A 14,758-nucleotide genomic window follows, 5' to 3' on the forward strand; every position below is an offset into this window, starting at 1 on the left:
GAGAAAACATGCTGGGCCTCGGAACGCTCGCCAAAAAAGTTTTTGGCACCCCCAACGATCGCAAAGTCAAATCGGTTCGTCCGCTTGTCGCGAAGATTAACGCGCTAGAGCCGGAGTTCGCCGAACTGACGGATGCGCAGATCAAGGAACGCACCGAAGCTCTCGCGGCGCGGGCGCAGGGAGGCGAAAGCCTCGATGCGCTTCTGCCGGAAGCTTTCGCAAACTGCCGTGAGGCGGCGAAGCGCGCGCTCGGCTTGCGCGCCTTCGATACGCAGCTCATGGGCGGGATTTTCCTGCATCAAGGCAATATCGCAGAGATGAAGACCGGCGAGGGTAAGACCCTGGTTGCGACCTTCCCTGCCTATCTTAACGCATTGGCTGGTAAGGGCGTCCATATTGTGACGGTCAACGATTACCTCGCCAAACGCGATGCGGAATGGATGAGTAAAGTTTACGGTGCATTGGGCCTGACGACGGGCGTTGTCTACCCTTATCAAGCCGATGACGAAAAGCGCGCCGCTTACCGTGCGGATGTGACTTACGCGACGAATAACGAACTCGGCTTCGATTACCTTCGTGACAACATGAAGGGCTCGATTGAAGAGATGGCGCAACGCGAGCATTTCTTTGCAATCGTGGATGAAGTTGACAGTATTCTGATCGACGAGGCGCGCACGCCTTTGATTATCTCTGGCCCGAGTCAGGATCGTTCCGAACTTTATGTGACGCTGGATGCCTTCATGGCCGAACTCCAGCCGGAACATTTCAAGCTCGACGAGAAGGCGCGATCGGCCACCTATACCGAGGCTGGCAACGAGTTTCTGGAACAGCGCCTGACCGAGGCGGGCGTTTTGCCCGAGGGACAGACGCTTTACGATCCAGAATCGACGACGATTGTCCACCATGTGACGCAGGCCTTGCGCGCGCATCGTTTGTTCTTCCGCGATCAGAATTACATCGTGCGCGATGGCGAAGTTGTGTTGATCGACGAGTTTTCTGGCCGTATGACGCCAGGCCGTCGCCTGTCGGACGGGTTGCATCAGGCAATCGAAGCGAAAGAAGGCGTGGAGATCCAGCCGGAAAACGTGACGCTCGCGTCGGTGACGTTCCAGAACTATTTCCGCCTCTACAATAAGCTCGGCGGTATGACCGGCACGGCCACGACAGAGGCCGAGGAATTCGCGGAAATCTACAAGCTCGGCGTCGTTGAAGTCCCAACGAACCGCCCGATTCAGCGTAAAGATGATCACGATCGCGTCTACCGCACAGCAGATGAAAAATATGCTGCCGTCGTCGAGGCGATCAAAACAGCGCATGCGAAAGGCCAGCCGCTCTTGGTCGGAACGACATCGATCGAGAAGTCTGAGATGCTGTCCGAACTCCTGAAGGCGGCGGAGATCCCGCATAACGTCCTCAACGCGCGCCAGCATGAGCAAGAAGCCCAGATCGTCGCAGATGCCGGTAAGCTGAATGCTGTTACCATCGCCACGAATATGGCAGGGCGCGGCACCGATATTCAGCTGGGCGGGAACGTCGAGATGAAGGTGATGGAGGCGCTTGCAGCCAATCCTGACGCCGATCCTGATGCCTTACGCGAGCAGATTGAGGCCGCACATGCGGATGAGAAGGCCAAGGTTCTCGAAGCAGGCGGCCTATTTGTCCTCGCAACGGAGCGTCACGAAAGCCGTCGAATTGATAACCAGCTTCGCGGCCGTTCTGGCCGTCAAGGCGACCGCGGCCGCTCGCTGTTCTTCCTCTCGCTCGAAGACGATCTGATGCGCATTTTCGGGTCCGAGCGGCTTGAGAAGGTTCTCGGGAGCCTCGGCATGAAGGAAGGCGAAGCGATCATCCATCCTTGGGTGAACAAATCGCTAGAGCGCGCGCAGGCCAAAGTCGAGGGCCGCAACTTTGATATTCGTAAGCAGCTTTTGAAGTTTGACGATGTGATGAACGATCAGCGTAAGGCCATCTTTGGTCAGCGCCGTGAGATCATGGAAACCACCGAGGTTGAGGAAATCACCGCCGATATGCGCGAGCAGGTGATTGAAGATATCGTGGACCAATACTTGCCGCCAAAGACTTATGCAGATCAGTGGAACACGCAAGGTCTCAAAGAGGCGCTGATGGAGAAGGTCAATCTTGACCTGCCGGTAATTGATTGGGCCGCAGAAGAGGGCGTCGATCAATCCGATATTCAAGAGCGCATTGAGGCCGCCGCAACTGCCTATATGGCCGACAAGGCGGAACGGTTTGGTGGCGATACAATGCGCCAAATCGAGAAGCAGGTTCTGCTCAATACGATCGATACCAAGTGGCGCGAGCACCTCGTGACACTTGAGCATCTTCGTTCGGTCATCGGATTCCGTGGCTATGCACAGCGTGATCCGTTGTCCGAATATAAGACGGAAAGCTTCCAGCTGTTCGAATCGATGCTCGATGGTCTGCGCACAGATGTGACAGAACGGCTGTCGAAAATCGCACCGATCTCGCCGGAAGAGCGCGCGGAAATGATCCGACAGATGCAGGCTGCGCAAGCGGCGCCTGCACAGGATGATGCGACCCCGCAAGATCCTTCGCAGACCGTTGATCCTCGCACGCTTCCTGCCTTGCCTGACTGGGCGGAGACGCCTCGCAATGCACCTTGCCCTTGTGGCTCGGGTGAGCGGTACAAAAACTGCCACGGCAAACTTTGAGTTCTGAAAAGGCGGCCTCAGGGTCGCCTTTTTTCTTATCTGCCGGCCACGGAGACGCCCTAGCCACGCCCCAGCCACGCCACGCCTTCGCCTTGATCCGCTTTTAAGCTTTTCCAAAGCAATCAGAGCCGGAGGCAGCTATGCAGTTACCAAAATTCCCCGACTTGTCAAAAGCCAACGCTATGGAAGGCCTGCTCGAACGAGCGGCAAAGCTGTCCTCTGCGCGTGACGACGAATCCGGCTCACGTGTCTCGAATAAGCAGGATTTGCGCGCGAGTATTTTGGCGCCAGACGATAAAGCGCAGCGCGGGATTATCGGCGCGGGATTGGCGCAGCTTTCCAACACCAAGCCGCAAACGCGTCGTGCTCTCGCGATTGGCGCCGCAGTTGCAGTGGTGATTGGGGCAGGCCAGATCATGGAAAGCAGCAAGACGGCTATTGAAAGCGGTGAGCAGATCGCGGCGGTTGTCGGGAACGTCGCGGATGTTTCGGCGGTGGCGGGCAATATCGCGGCCCCCCAACAGCCAAGCGCGCAGGAGGTTATTGGCGGTATGTCTGTAGCCGCGCTGAGTGACGTGCGCCGAGCGCCCAGCCTTGAGGCCGCGAAGCCAGTGGCCGATCTCGTGCCGGTCGAGCCTGTGGCAGAGAAGCTAAATCTCGACGCGTTGGCCATGGATAGCGAATTGATCGTCTCTGACGGTGGTTATGGATTTACCAATTGCACAGAGCCGTCCCTGGCGTTGACCGAAGGGCTTTCGGGCTTGGTTGCGATTGAGTTCGTTGCGCCCTGCGCGACAGACTCAGTGGTTTCGATTTCGCAATCGGATGTGACGTTCAAGGTTAAGACAGACGTCGATGGTCGCCTCCGTATCGAGATGCCGGCGCTGGCGTCACAGCCCGAAATTACCGTAGACCTTCCGGATGGAACCCGCCTGACAGCAAGCCTTACCCTTGCCACGCCGATCAATGGGGAGCGTGTCGTTCTAAACTGGGAGGGTTCACAGGATGTCGCTTTGAACGCCTATGAGAACGGCGCGGAGTTTGGCGGAAGCGGGCATGTTTTCGCGGCGGCGGAACGGGGCGAGGGCGGATATGTGACGCGTTTGGGAGATGCGGATCTGCTCAACCCTAAGCTAGCGGAGATCTACGTCGCGCGCGGAACCCAGCGCACCGTGACCTTTGATTTTGAGGTAGCTGTCACCGACGCAACTTGCGCACAAGATCTCTCCATTACTTTGGTGCGGTATGGCAAGACGGCGCGCGAACGCGACACGCTGACCCTTGCGATGCCGGAATGTGACGCGATTGGTGATGCTGTTGTCATGACCCTGCCGCAGACAGACATGACGCTTGCCCTCGCGCAGTAAGCCTATGACCGGGCTCGCCTGCGAGTCCGGTCTCATATATAGCCTGCCCCTCGGAAGCTGAGCTCGCGACTTTTTCCGATAATGAGATGATCGTGTAGCGTGATGCCCAGCACGTCAGCGGCTTGCTTGATCTGATTGGTCATCGTGATGTCTGCCTCTGAGGGGGTAGGATCGCCAGAGGGGTGGTTATGCACGAGAATCAGCGCGGCAGCGTTAAGCTCTAGCGCGCGTTTCATCACCTCACGTGGATAGACGGGGACATGGTCTATCGTGCCTTGGGCCTGCGCCTCGTCCGCGATCAGGACGTTTTTGCGATCAAGATAGAGCACACGAAATTGTTCCGTTTCGCGGTGTGCCATCGTTGTGTGGCAGTAATCGATCAGGGCGTTCCATGAGGAGAGGATATGTCGATTGATGACCTTTGATCGCGCAAGCCTCTGGGCTGCCGCTTCTACGAGCTTGAGTTCGACAATCACGGCCTCACCGACGCCGTGCATTTCACGCAGGCGTATCGGCGGGGCTGTGAGAACACGATTGAAGTCTCCAAACTTATCGAGAAGACGCCGCGCGAGAGGTTTCACATCTTGCCGCGGGATCGCGCGGAACAGGACGAGTTCCAGCATCTCATAATCAGGGATTGCTTCGGCCCCGCCCGCCATAAACCTCTCGCGGAGGCGAGCGCGATGATCTGAGATGTAAGAAGGAAGGCGCCCCTTGTTGGTAACGGGCACGGGCGCGGCCTCGTCATTGCTGAACAGCGGCATTGCTTGCTCGCTGAAGGTGTTTTGGGGGGAGGGGCGCTGTGGCTGGGTCATCTCCGAAGTTTGGCGCAGAGATGGTTAAGAATTGATTAACTAGGGCCTGCCCGCGCACCAAAATGACAGGCGTAAAGAAAAGAGCGCCCGAAGGCGCTCTCTATCAGGTCTTCATTCCATCCCAGAACGTTTTGACCTTCTTAAAGAAAGAAGCGCCCTCGGGATTATTATCGACCTCTATTTTCTCGAATTCACGCAAGAGCTCTTTCTGCTTCGAGGTCAGGTTCACGGGGGTCTCCACGGCCAGCTCGATCACCATGTCGCCAACACCACCGCCACGTAGGGCGGGCATGCCTTTGCCACGTAGACGCATTTGACGCCCCGATTGTGATCCGGCAGGCACCTTCACACGGGAGCGTCCGCCGTCGATCGTAGGGACTTCGACATCCGAACCCAGCGCCGCCGCAACGAGGCTAACGGGAACGCGGCAGAACAGAACCCCACCGTCACGTTGGAAGATCGCATGCTCGCGGACTTCTATAAAGATGTAGAGGTCGCCCGACGGCCCGCCGCGCAATCCCGCTTCGCCCTCTCCGGACAAACGGATGCGGGTGCCGGTTTCAACGCCCGCAGGAATGTTGACCGACAAAGTGCGGTCTTTCTCGATCCGGCCCGCGCCGCCACAAGACTTGCACGGATTTTTGATGACCTGGCCTTGCCCGTTACAGGTGGGGCAGGTGCGTTCGACCGTGAAGAAGCCGTTTTGCGCGCGAACCTTGCCCATCCCTGCGCAGGTTGGACAATTTTGTGGTTCGGCACCATTTTCCGCGCCTGTGCCATTGCACGATCCGCAAGCCGAAGACCCGGGAACGTTGATCGATTTTTGGGCGCCAGTGAACGCTTCTTCTAGCGTGACGCGCAGATTGTAACGCAGATCAGATCCGCGTTGCGCGCGCGAACGCTGGCCGCCGCCGCGTCCCCCCATGAAATCGCCAAAGAGATCTTCGAAGACATCGGAGAAAGCGGAGTTGAAATCGCCACCTTGCCCGCCGCCATAGCCGCCCCGTGCGCCGCCGCCCATTCCGCCCTCAAAAGCAGCATGGCCGTAACGGTCATAAGCGGCTTTTTTCTCGGGATCTTTCAGGACATCGTAAGCCTCGTTCGCTTCTTTGAACTGGCTTTCGGCTTCGGGTTTATCGGCATTGCGATCGGGGTGAAGCTCCTTCGCTTTGACGCGGTAAGCTTTCTTGATCTCCTCGGCGGAGGCACCTTTCTTGATGCCTAGAACCTCGTAGAAATCACGTTTCGACATATCTCACCCTCTCGAGGAAGGCATACGCCGGCCCGCGTGTGACGGGCCGGCGTGCGCCGCGCTTACTTGCGCTTATTTTCGCCAAGGTCCTCGAAATCGGCGTCTACGATATCATCGTCGACGTCGCGCGGTGCGTCCGGATCAGCGTCCGTATCGCCTTCGGCGGCTTCTGCCGAGGCTTTGTAGATCGCTTCGCCGAGCTTCATAGCCGCGTCGGTGAGGTTCGAAATGCCACCACGGATTTTGCCGATGTCTTCCGACTTCAACGCATCCTCAAGGGCATTCGCCGCGAGCTCGATAACTTCCACGGTGGAAGCATCAACCTTGTCGCCGTGCTCTTCCAGCGATTTGCGGGTCGAGTGCAGCAGGCTTTCCGCTTGGTTCTTGGTCTCGACAGCTTCCTTACGGTCCTTGTCGGCCTCGGCATTGGCTTCTGCGTCGCGCACCATCTTCTCGATATCCTCGTCTGTGAGGCCACCGGAGGCTTGAATGGTGATGTTCTGCGTTTTACCCGTGCCTTTATCCTTTGCGGAAACGGACACGATGCCGTTGGCGTCGATGTCGAAGGTCACTTCGATCTGCGGCATGCCGCGCGGGGCCGGCGGGATGTCTTCGAGATTGAACATCCCGAGCATCTTGTTGTCGGCCGCCATCTCACGCTCGCCTTGGAACACACGGATCGTCACCGCGTTCTGATTGTCCTCGGCGGTCGAGAAGACCTGAGATTTCTTCGTCGGGATGGTCGTGTTACGATCGATCAGGCGTGTGAACACACCGCCGAGCGTTTCAATCCCGAGGGAAAGCGGCGTCACGTCAAGCAGAACCACGTCTTTAACGTCGCCTTGCAGAACGCCTGCCTGAATCGCAGCACCCAGCGCCACAACCTCATCAGGGTTCACACCCTTATGCGGCTCTTTGCCGAAGAACTCTGTCACGGCAGCCATAACTTTTGGCATACGTGTCATACCGCCAACGAGGACGACCTCGTCGATGTCGCCTTTCGACAGGCCAGCGTCTTTCAACGCGGCTGCGCACGGCTTCATCGAGGCTTTGATGAGATCCGCAACGAGGCTTTCCAGCTTCGAACGGGTCAGTTTCACAACCATGTGCAGTGGCGTGCCCGTTTTCGGATCCATCGAGATGAACGGCTGGTTGATCTCGGTCTGCTGCGCGGAAGAAAGCTCGATTTTTGCTTTCTCAGCAGCTTCTTTGAGACGCTGCAGCGCCATCTTGTCTTTGGTCAGATCGGTGCCATGCTCTTTTTTGAACTCCTCTGCGAGGTAGTTCACGATGCGCATGTCGAAGTCTTCGCCGCCCAAGAACGTATCGCCGTTGGTCGATTTGACTTCAAACAGACCGTCGTCGATCTCAAGAATGGTGATATCGAATGTGCCGCCGCCGAGGTCATAGACCGCGATGGTGCGTGTTTCTTTTTTGTCGAGGCCGTAGGCCAGCGCTGCCGCTGTCGGCTCGTTGATGATGCGCAGAACTTCGAGGCCGGCAATTTTGCCTGCGTCTTTCGTCGCTTGGCGCTGCGCGTCGTTGAAGTAAGCCGGTACGGTGATAACCGCTTGGGTTACTTCTTCGCCGAGGTAGCTTTCGGCGGTTTCTTTCATTTTCTGCAAGATCACAGCGGAAACCTGCGCCGGCGAGAACTTCTCGCCACGAACGCCGACCCACGCATCCCCGTTGCCGCCATCGACGATGTCGTAAGGCACGAGATTCTTGTCTTTCTCTACTTCAGCATCTGTCACGCGACGGCCGATCAGACGCTTAACTGCGAAGATCGTGTTGGTCGGGTTTGTGACGGCCTGCCGTTTGGCAGGCTGGCCGACGAGACGTTCGTCGTCCGCATATGCAACGATCGAGGGCGTTGTACGCGCCCCTTCGGAGTTCTCGATCACGCGGGGCTGCGAGCCGTCCATGATGGCAACACAGGAGTTCGTGGTCCCGAGGTCGATCCCGATGACTTTGGCCATGATATATACCTCTTCATTAGGCGATGTATTGGATTGCTGGCCCGAGCACGGCCCCAGCCTTCCGATCCCAGTTTTCAAGTCCCCCGATTTCGGATCTGGCCTGAAAGTGATCTTCAGACTGATTTCCGCAATCGGCGTCTGGGCGTATATAGGGAGGGGGGCAACAGCCTGCAAGCACTGCCCCGCAAGGAAGATGGGCGGAAAATGACAGAAATCGAATATAATGCTAACAATCGACCCGATCCGCAGGAAATCCGCGGCTTTTTACACTACGCGAGCTGGCTGACGCCTGACGAGCAAGCGCGGATACTTGCTGACTTGCGTGAGATCGTGGCGCGTGCGCCGCTTTTTTCACCAGTTCTATCCTCTGGCAAGGTGATGTCGGTGCGCATGACGTCGGCGGGCCGCTTTGGCTGGATCGCGGATCGTAACGGCTATCGTTATTCACCCGTGCACCCGTCAGGAACGCCGTGGCCGGAAATTCCGGCGTCGATTCAAAAAATCTGGGAGGCGATTCTACCCGAGGCGCGCCCACCCGAAAGCTGTTTGATCAATTTCTATTCAGAGAATGCCAAGATGGGTTTGCACCAAGATCGTGACGAGGCCGATTTCAGCCAACCCGTTCTGTCGATCAGCCTTGGCGATGATGGCCGCTTCCGGATTGGCTCATCGACACGGGGCGGGAGTACGCAGAGCCTATGGCTGCGATCGGGTGATGTGATGGTTATGGGCGATGAGGCGCGGCTTTGTTATCACGGCATCGACAAGATCGCGGCGGGAACGTCGCCCCTCATGCGCAACGGGGGGCGCGTGAATATCACCCTACGTGTTGTGACGTGAGGGTCAGCCCTTCGCGCCCCAGCTGATCGACGCATATTGGCGGGTGTAGAATTCGCCCATCATCCCAATCATCAACAGCGCCAAACCGACATAAAGCGGATAGCTCACCGTCGAGTAATGGGGGTTGTAGTTGATGAACGTATAGCCGCGCGCTTGGTCAATCGTATGGAACAGCGGGTTCCAGTTGAACATCACCAGCATTTTGTGCGGGAGGTTGTTGGCGAGGAACATCTTGCCCGAGGCAATCATATTCGCGCGGGAATACACTTGCGAAATGATGCCGATCGGTCCCGGTGCCCAAGGTTTCGCGGCCATGAAAACCGATCCGATGGCAACGCCGGTAAACCACGACAGAAGCACCATGCCGAATGCGCCGATCGGGTCTTCGATCTCGATGGGTTGGAAGGCGACGTGGTAAATATAAAGCACGCAAACCATCGAGAGCACTTGGATGTAAAGTGCACCGAGCGCAGATGATGTGATCGATACGGCTGTGCTCATCGGGGCGTGTTTCATCATCGCGCTGGTCGGGCCTTCGGCGCTCATCACGGCGCCCATGGCCTTGGAGTGCGTCATGAATAGGAAAATGCCTGACATGATATACAGCAGGAAGTCGCCCCGCACTGTATTGCCGCGCATCCCCAGCACGTTGAACATGACGTAGAAGGTCACAACGAGGATAACCGTCTGCATCATATTCATCAAAAGCCCGATAATGGCGTTGCCGTGGCTTTTGCGGATGGATCTGACGGTTGAATGAAAGATCAGCTCAAACAGCGCGAAAGTCGAGCCGAGCGTGCTATTGCTGCGTTCTGCCTTGAACATGGCGGGCTGACTCCGATGGGAATTTGTGTTGCCTGAGATGATAGCGGATTATCGCTTGGAAAACTTGCTGTTCCCTTGATGGCCAAGCATAAGGGGGGAAAGCGTGCGGATCAATAAAATGCGCATGCAATCGCAAAGGAGTGTCCCAGTGGATTTTGAACGTCTCACCTTCACGATGCGCCGCCTTGCTTTGGAAGCTGGCGATAAAATCATGGAAATCTACAATTCCCCTGAATTTGAGGTGAAGTCGAAATCCGACAGCTCGCCCGTTACCGAAGCGGATGAGGCTGCGGATGCTTTGATTTCAGAAGGTTTAGCCGAGGCGTTCCCGCAAATGCCACTCGTGACGGAGGAGCAATCGGAATCGCACGGCCAGTCCGTATCGACCTTCCTCATCGTTGATCCGTTGGACGGGACAAAGGAATTCGTGCAGCGCCGCGGCGATTTCACTGTGAACATCGCCTATGTTGAAAACGGTGTTCCTGTTCGTGGTGTGGTGTACGCGCCCGCAAAGGGGCGCCTCTTTTACACAACAGCCGATGGCCGCTCCGTCGAAGAATTGGGCGCTTTTGACAAGGAAACCGTGGGTGAGCAAAAGCCAATCACCGTTTCTGTCCCCGATAATCGCGGTTTGATGGTGGTCGCCTCCAAGTCTCACCGCGATCAGGCAACGGATGACTACATTGCGCAATACGGCGTGAAAGACATGACATCGGCTGGATCGTCGTTGAAGTTCTGCCTTGTGGCGACGGGCGAGGCGGATCTCTATCCGCGCCTTGGTCGCACGATGGAGTGGGATACCGCAGCGGGCGATGCTGTTTTGCGCGGGGCGGGCGGCGAGGTGATTCGCTTTGATGATCACACGCCGTTCACTTACGGCAAACCTGGGTTCGAAAACCCGTTCTTCATTGCCTATGCGCCTGGCGTTTTGTTGGTGAAATAATGTCAACTTTGATTGTGATTCCAGCGCGCTATGCTTCGACGCGCTACCCTGCAAAGCCTCTTGTCAAGTTGACGGGCGCGACAGGCGAGGCCAAATCCTTGATCCGCCGCAGCTGGGATGCCGCGATGGCGGTGCAGGGCGCGGATCGCGTCGTGGTGGCGACCGACGACGAACGGATCAAAGCGGAGGCGGAGAGCTTCGGCGCCGAAGTCGTTATGACATCGGAAGCCTGTCAAAACGGCACGGAGCGATGCGCCGAAGCTTACGCAAATCTGGGCGAGACATTCGACGTTGTCGTTAACCTTCAAGGTGATGCGCCGCTGACGCCTGCCTGGTTTGTCGAAGATCTGATCGCGGGCATTTCTGCGAACCCTTGGGCGGAGCTAGCGACGCCAGTTTTGCGCTGCGAGGGCGCGATGCTCGCGAGTTTGATCGAAGATCGCCATCAGGGGCGGGTCGGTGGGACGACAGCGGTATTCGGGGCCGAGAAGCGCGGGATTTATTTCTCTAAGGAAGTTATTCCTTACACTGGCAAGCCCTATGCGCCGCATGACCCCACGCCCGTGTTCCATCATGTTGGTGTCTACGCCTACCGGCCGGAGATTCTTCAAGCGTATTCCCAATGGTCGGTGGGCCCGCTCGAGACGCTTGAAGGGTTGGAGCAGCTCCGCTTTATTGAGAATGGTCGCGCTGTGCTCTGCGTCGAAGTTGAAGCACGAGGCCGTCAATTCTGGGAATTAAACAATCCTTCCGACGTGAGTCGTATTGAGGAGATGATGCTTGAGATGGGGATTTCTTAAGCATGCTGCGTTTATAGGCGGCATGCCGCCGATAAACTGTGCAACGGTTCTATGAAATAAGCATCCGAACTGCCTTAGGTTGTGTAAATGCGGCGCGGCTGACTTGAAAGACGCCCATTTATGGGGCTTTATCCAAAGCATGCAAATGTCAGCCGCTTAATTGTTAACGGCGAAATAGGTGAAGAATATGAAACGTAAGGTAACTAAAGCGATTTTCCCTGTAGCTGGTTTGGGAACGCGGTTCCTTCCTGCGACTAAATCTATCCCGAAAGAGATTATGACTCTCGTGGATCGCCCCCTTATTCAATACGCAATTGATGAGGCGCGTGCGGCTGGGATCAAGGAATTCCTCTTTGTTACCTCGCGCGGCAAATCCGCACTCGAAGATTATTTTGATGATGCCCCGGAGTTGGAAACGTCCCTGCGTAAAAAAGGCAAAACGCAGATGCTCGAGGAACTAAAGTCCACAAATATGGATTCCGGCGCGATTGCTTATGTGCGTCAGAACCGTGCGCTGGGCCTCGGGCATGCCGTTTGGTGCGCGCGTCGTCTGGTGGGCAACGAGAGCTTCGCCGTTATTTTGACGGATGACGTGATCGCGGCTGAAAAACCATGCCTTCAGCAGATGATGGAAGCACACGAAGAAACTGGCGGAAACGTTGTTGCGGCGATGGAAGTCCCGCAGGATAAAGTGTCGTCCTACGGTGTGCTCGATATCGAAGAAGATATGGGCGATATGGTTAAGGTGCGCGGCATGGTTGAAAAGCCGGCGCCTGGCACGGAGCCTTCGAACCTTGCGGTTATCGGGCGCTATATCTTGACCCCGAATATCATGCGCAACCTCAACAAGAAAAAAGAGGGTGCAGGCGGCGAGATCCAGTTGACCGACGCGATCGCAGAAGAAATCACCGCGGGCGAGCCAGTCTACGGCTTCCGCTTCCGCGGTCAGCGGTATGACTGTGGCTCGAAGGCTGGCTTCTTGCAGGCGACCGTCGCCTTCGGTCTGGCCCGCGAAGAGCTGCGCGGTGAGTTCTCGACCTACCTCGATGATCTCCACGCGCAGAAAAACGGGGCCAAGTAACCCAGTGTCAAAACATGTCTTGGTCACCGGAGGTGCGGGCTATATCGGCTCACACGCTTGCAAAGCGCTGAAAGCGGCTGGGTATATTCCGGTGACCTTCGACAGCTTTATCACCGGCTGGAAACAGGCGGTGAAATTTGGCCCGCTCGAAGAGGGCTGCCTCACGGATCGTGCGCGATTGGATGAGGTATTTGCCAAATACCAGCCCGTCGCCGTAATGCATTTCGCGGCACTGTCCTTGGTGGGGGAATCAATGAAAGACCCCGCCAAATACTGGCGCGGAAACGTTCTGGCGTCTTTGACGCTGGTCGAGGCGGCCGTGGCTGCTGGATGCCTGGATTTTGTCTTTTCATCGACCTGCGCGACATACGGCGATCAAGACGGTGTCATCTTGAACGAAGATACTCCACAGCGCCCGATCAACTCCTACGGAGCATCAAAACGAGCGATTGAGGATATCTTGGCGAATTTTGGGGCTTCACACGGTCTGAACTCCGTGATTTTCCGCTATTTTAACGTCGCTGGCGCTGATCCTGAGGGCGAGATCGGTGAGCAACACATCCCCGAGACGCATCTGATCCCATTGATGCTCGACGCGATTGATGGCCGGCGCCCTGCCTTGACTGTTTTCGGGTCGGATTATCAAACGCCGGATGGAACCTGCATTCGCGATTACGTGCATGTCTCCGACCTTGTCGATGCGCATGTACTGGGCCTGCAATGGCTTGAGGCAGGAAAAGGATCGCAGGTCTTCTGTCTTGGTTCGGGGAACGGATTTTCTGTCCGCGAAGTCGTTGCGCGTTCGCGCGAGGTCACCAATCGAGATGTCCCGATTATTGAGGGTGATCGCCGTGCCGGTGACGCGGCAAAGCTTGTTTCCGGATCGGGGCGCGCGCAGGACGTCTTGGGGTGGACACCGTCACGATCTGATCTTTCGGTGATGATTGCTGATGCGTGGCGCTGGCATCAAGCCGGAGACTATGAATACTAACCTTTCAAGAGGTTAGGAACGGGCGGAATGCGCATCACTCAAAAGCTGTTGCAGGCGTATAAATTGCGGATCAAGCGCAAGCGGTTGCTTTGGCGTGCCATCCGTAGCCGTCGTGCGCTGACTGCGGTTGCTGTCCGGACCGGAAAAATCGCGCGTGATGACATCTTGTTGTTTGCGACAATGCGCAACGAAGCACAGAGAATCCCCCATTTTCTGAAGCATTACAGGGCTTTGGGTGTGCGGCATTTCCTGATCGTGGCGAATGATTGCACGGATCAAACTGTGGATTTGCTGCAGGGCCAGCCGGATGTGTCGCTTTGGATCACCCAAAACAGCTATCGAGATGCGCGATTTGGGATGGATTGGACCAATTGGCTTTTGACGCGTTACGGTGCGGGGCATTGGTGCGTCACGGTTGATGCCGATGAGTTGCTCGTCTACCCGCATTCCGATACGCGCCCGTTGAATGAGTTGACGCAGTGGCTTTCGGCTAAAGGTGCGCCGTCGATGGGCGCGATCATGTTGGATCTTTATCCCGAGGGTCCCTTGTCAGAGGCGACGGTTGATGACGATCCGACTCGGGCTTTGCCATTTTTCGATTCACTTGGCTATATCTGGGAATATCAGCCCCGCTTTGAGAATATTTCAATTCGCGGAGGGCCACGGCGCAGAAGTTTTTTCGTCAAAACGCCCGAGCGCGCGCCGCATCTTCATAAGATCCCACTTGTCGCGTGGAAGCGGGGCTATGTTTATGTCAGCTCGATGCATGTCGCGCTTCCGCGACGGTTAAACCATGCATTTGACGCGCGTTTGGAGTTGCCGACGGGGGTCTTGTTGCACTCAAAATTCCTAGACGGCGCAATTGCGCGGGCGGCCGAGGAAAAAGCACGAGGCGAACATTTCACCCATAAAGAGCACTACGATGGCTACTATGATCAGATCGCGCGAGATCCGACGCTGAAGACGAAAAAATCGCGGCGGTTTGAGGGGCCAAGCTCTCTCATCCAAGCGGGATTGATGGTTTCGGGCGATTGGCACCGTGATTGAAATCGCGCAGAAAGGCCGAGCTTGAATGTTTTTCGTTACAGGCCTTTACAGCTTTTGACAGTAATTTTGTGTCGTAGTAGGAAACAATTAGAAAAGCCGAAATCTTTTTCGGCAACAGTATGGTT

Annotated in this window: 12 protein-coding genes; 8 read left to right on the top strand and 4 right to left on the bottom strand. The window is 56.5% G+C overall.

Features of this window, described 5'->3' with window-relative positions; genetic code table 11:
• Window positions 1-8 precede the first annotated feature (8 nt).
• Together secA and SJY32_RS13245 are read left to right on the top strand one after the other, a co-directional pair.
• Window positions 9-2,693 (top strand): preprotein translocase subunit SecA, encoded by a 2,685-nt coding sequence (gene secA / locus SJY32_RS13240; RefSeq protein WP_376876182.1) that lies wholly within the window; start codon window positions 9-11, stop codon window positions 2,691-2,693.
• Window positions 2,694-2,833: 140 nt separating this feature from the next.
• A complete protein-coding gene (locus tag SJY32_RS13245) occupies window positions 2,834-4,060 on the top strand; it encodes a hypothetical protein (RefSeq protein WP_376876185.1) in 1,227 nt (408 codons plus the stop codon).
• A 32-nt stretch (window positions 4,061-4,092) separates the two neighbouring features.
• Here SJY32_RS13245 and radC read toward each other — a convergent pair whose 3' ends face one another.
• The 3 genes from radC to dnaK form a co-directional block, all read right to left on the bottom strand.
• Complete coding sequence (gene radC / locus SJY32_RS13250; RefSeq protein WP_376876188.1) at window positions 4,093-4,824, bottom strand: DNA repair protein RadC; 732 nt, start codon at window positions 4,822-4,824, stop codon at window positions 4,093-4,095.
• Between the two features lie 154 nt (window positions 4,825-4,978).
• Window positions 4,979-6,127 (bottom strand): molecular chaperone DnaJ, encoded by a 1,149-nt coding sequence (dnaJ, locus tag SJY32_RS13255; protein ID WP_376876191.1) that lies wholly within the window; start codon window positions 6,125-6,127, stop codon window positions 4,979-4,981.
• 62 nt (window positions 6,128-6,189) lie between these two features.
• Window positions 6,190-8,106: a molecular chaperone DnaK gene (dnaK, locus tag SJY32_RS13260; RefSeq protein WP_376876195.1), complete on the bottom strand. Its 1,917-nt coding sequence runs from the start codon at window positions 8,104-8,106 to the stop codon at window positions 6,190-6,192.
• A gap of 204 nt (window positions 8,107-8,310) precedes the next feature.
• Here dnaK and SJY32_RS13265 point away from each other — a divergent pair, with 204 nt between their 5' ends.
• Window positions 8,311-8,946, top strand: a complete 636-nt coding sequence (locus SJY32_RS13265) for an alpha-ketoglutarate-dependent dioxygenase AlkB family protein (protein WP_376876198.1) — start codon at window positions 8,311-8,313, stop codon at window positions 8,944-8,946.
• Between the two features lie 3 nt (window positions 8,947-8,949).
• Here SJY32_RS13265 and SJY32_RS13270 read toward each other — a convergent pair whose 3' ends face one another.
• Window positions 8,950-9,771, bottom strand: a complete 822-nt coding sequence (locus SJY32_RS13270; RefSeq protein ID WP_376876201.1) for an ABC transporter permease — start codon at window positions 9,769-9,771, stop codon at window positions 8,950-8,952.
• A 124-nt stretch (window positions 9,772-9,895) separates the two neighbouring features.
• Here SJY32_RS13270 and cysQ point away from each other — a divergent pair, with 124 nt between their 5' ends.
• The 5 genes from cysQ (at window position 9,896) to SJY32_RS13295 (ending at window position 14,633) form a co-directional block, all read left to right on the top strand.
• Window positions 9,896-10,714, top strand: a complete 819-nt coding sequence (gene cysQ, locus SJY32_RS13275) for a 3'(2'),5'-bisphosphate nucleotidase CysQ (protein ID WP_376877738.1) — start codon at window positions 9,896-9,898, stop codon at window positions 10,712-10,714.
• Window positions 10,714-11,514 (top strand): 3-deoxy-manno-octulosonate cytidylyltransferase, encoded by an 801-nt coding sequence (locus tag SJY32_RS13280; protein ID WP_376876204.1) that lies wholly within the window; start codon window positions 10,714-10,716, stop codon window positions 11,512-11,514. Before cysQ ends, SJY32_RS13280 begins: the two co-directional genes overlap by 1 nt.
• 187 nt (window positions 11,515-11,701) lie before the next feature.
• Complete coding sequence (gene galU / locus SJY32_RS13285) at window positions 11,702-12,595, top strand: UTP--glucose-1-phosphate uridylyltransferase GalU (protein WP_376876207.1); 894 nt, start codon at window positions 11,702-11,704, stop codon at window positions 12,593-12,595.
• Between the two features lie 4 nt (window positions 12,596-12,599).
• Window positions 12,600-13,586 (top strand): UDP-glucose 4-epimerase GalE, encoded by a 987-nt coding sequence (gene galE, locus SJY32_RS13290; RefSeq protein WP_376876210.1) that lies wholly within the window; start codon window positions 12,600-12,602, stop codon window positions 13,584-13,586.
• A gap of 27 nt (window positions 13,587-13,613) precedes the next feature.
• Window positions 13,614-14,633 (top strand): glycosyltransferase family 2 protein, encoded by a 1,020-nt coding sequence (locus SJY32_RS13295; protein ID WP_376876213.1) that lies wholly within the window; start codon window positions 13,614-13,616, stop codon window positions 14,631-14,633.
• Window positions 14,634-14,758: the final 125 nt, after the last annotated feature.

It is taken from the genome of Albirhodobacter sp. R86504 (assembly GCF_042466415.1).
Lineage (GTDB): Bacteria > Pseudomonadota > Alphaproteobacteria > Rhodobacterales > Rhodobacteraceae > Albirhodobacter.

Bases quoted from the DNA above. Each gene is read 5' to 3' on its own strand.
- secA (WP_376876182.1), top strand. From the start codon at position 9: ATGCTGGGCCTCGGAACGCTCGCCAAAAAAGTTTTTGGCACCCCCAAC.
- dnaK (WP_376876195.1), bottom strand. From the start codon at position 8,106: ATGGCCAAAGTCATCGGGATCGACCTCGGGACCACGAACTCCTGTGTT.
- dnaJ (WP_376876191.1), bottom strand. From the start codon at position 6,127: ATGTCGAAACGTGATTTCTACGAGGTTCTAGGCATCAAGAAAGGTGCC.
- SJY32_RS13270 (WP_376876201.1), bottom strand. From the start codon at position 9,771: ATGTTCAAGGCAGAACGCAGCAATAGCACGCTCGGCTCGACTTTCGCG.
- SJY32_RS13295 (WP_376876213.1), top strand. From the start codon at position 13,614: ATGCGCATCACTCAAAAGCTGTTGCAGGCGTATAAATTGCGGATCAAG.
- cysQ (WP_376877738.1), top strand. From the start codon at position 9,896: ATGCAATCGCAAAGGAGTGTCCCAGTGGATTTTGAACGTCTCACCTTC.
- SJY32_RS13265 (WP_376876198.1), top strand. From the start codon at position 8,311: ATGACAGAAATCGAATATAATGCTAACAATCGACCCGATCCGCAGGAA.
- SJY32_RS13280 (WP_376876204.1), top strand. From the start codon at position 10,714: ATGTCAACTTTGATTGTGATTCCAGCGCGCTATGCTTCGACGCGCTAC.
- radC (WP_376876188.1), bottom strand. From the start codon at position 4,824: ATGCCGCTGTTCAGCAATGACGAGGCCGCGCCCGTGCCCGTTACCAAC.
- SJY32_RS13245 (WP_376876185.1), top strand. From the start codon at position 2,834: ATGCAGTTACCAAAATTCCCCGACTTGTCAAAAGCCAACGCTATGGAA.
- galU (WP_376876207.1), top strand. From the start codon at position 11,702: ATGAAACGTAAGGTAACTAAAGCGATTTTCCCTGTAGCTGGTTTGGGA.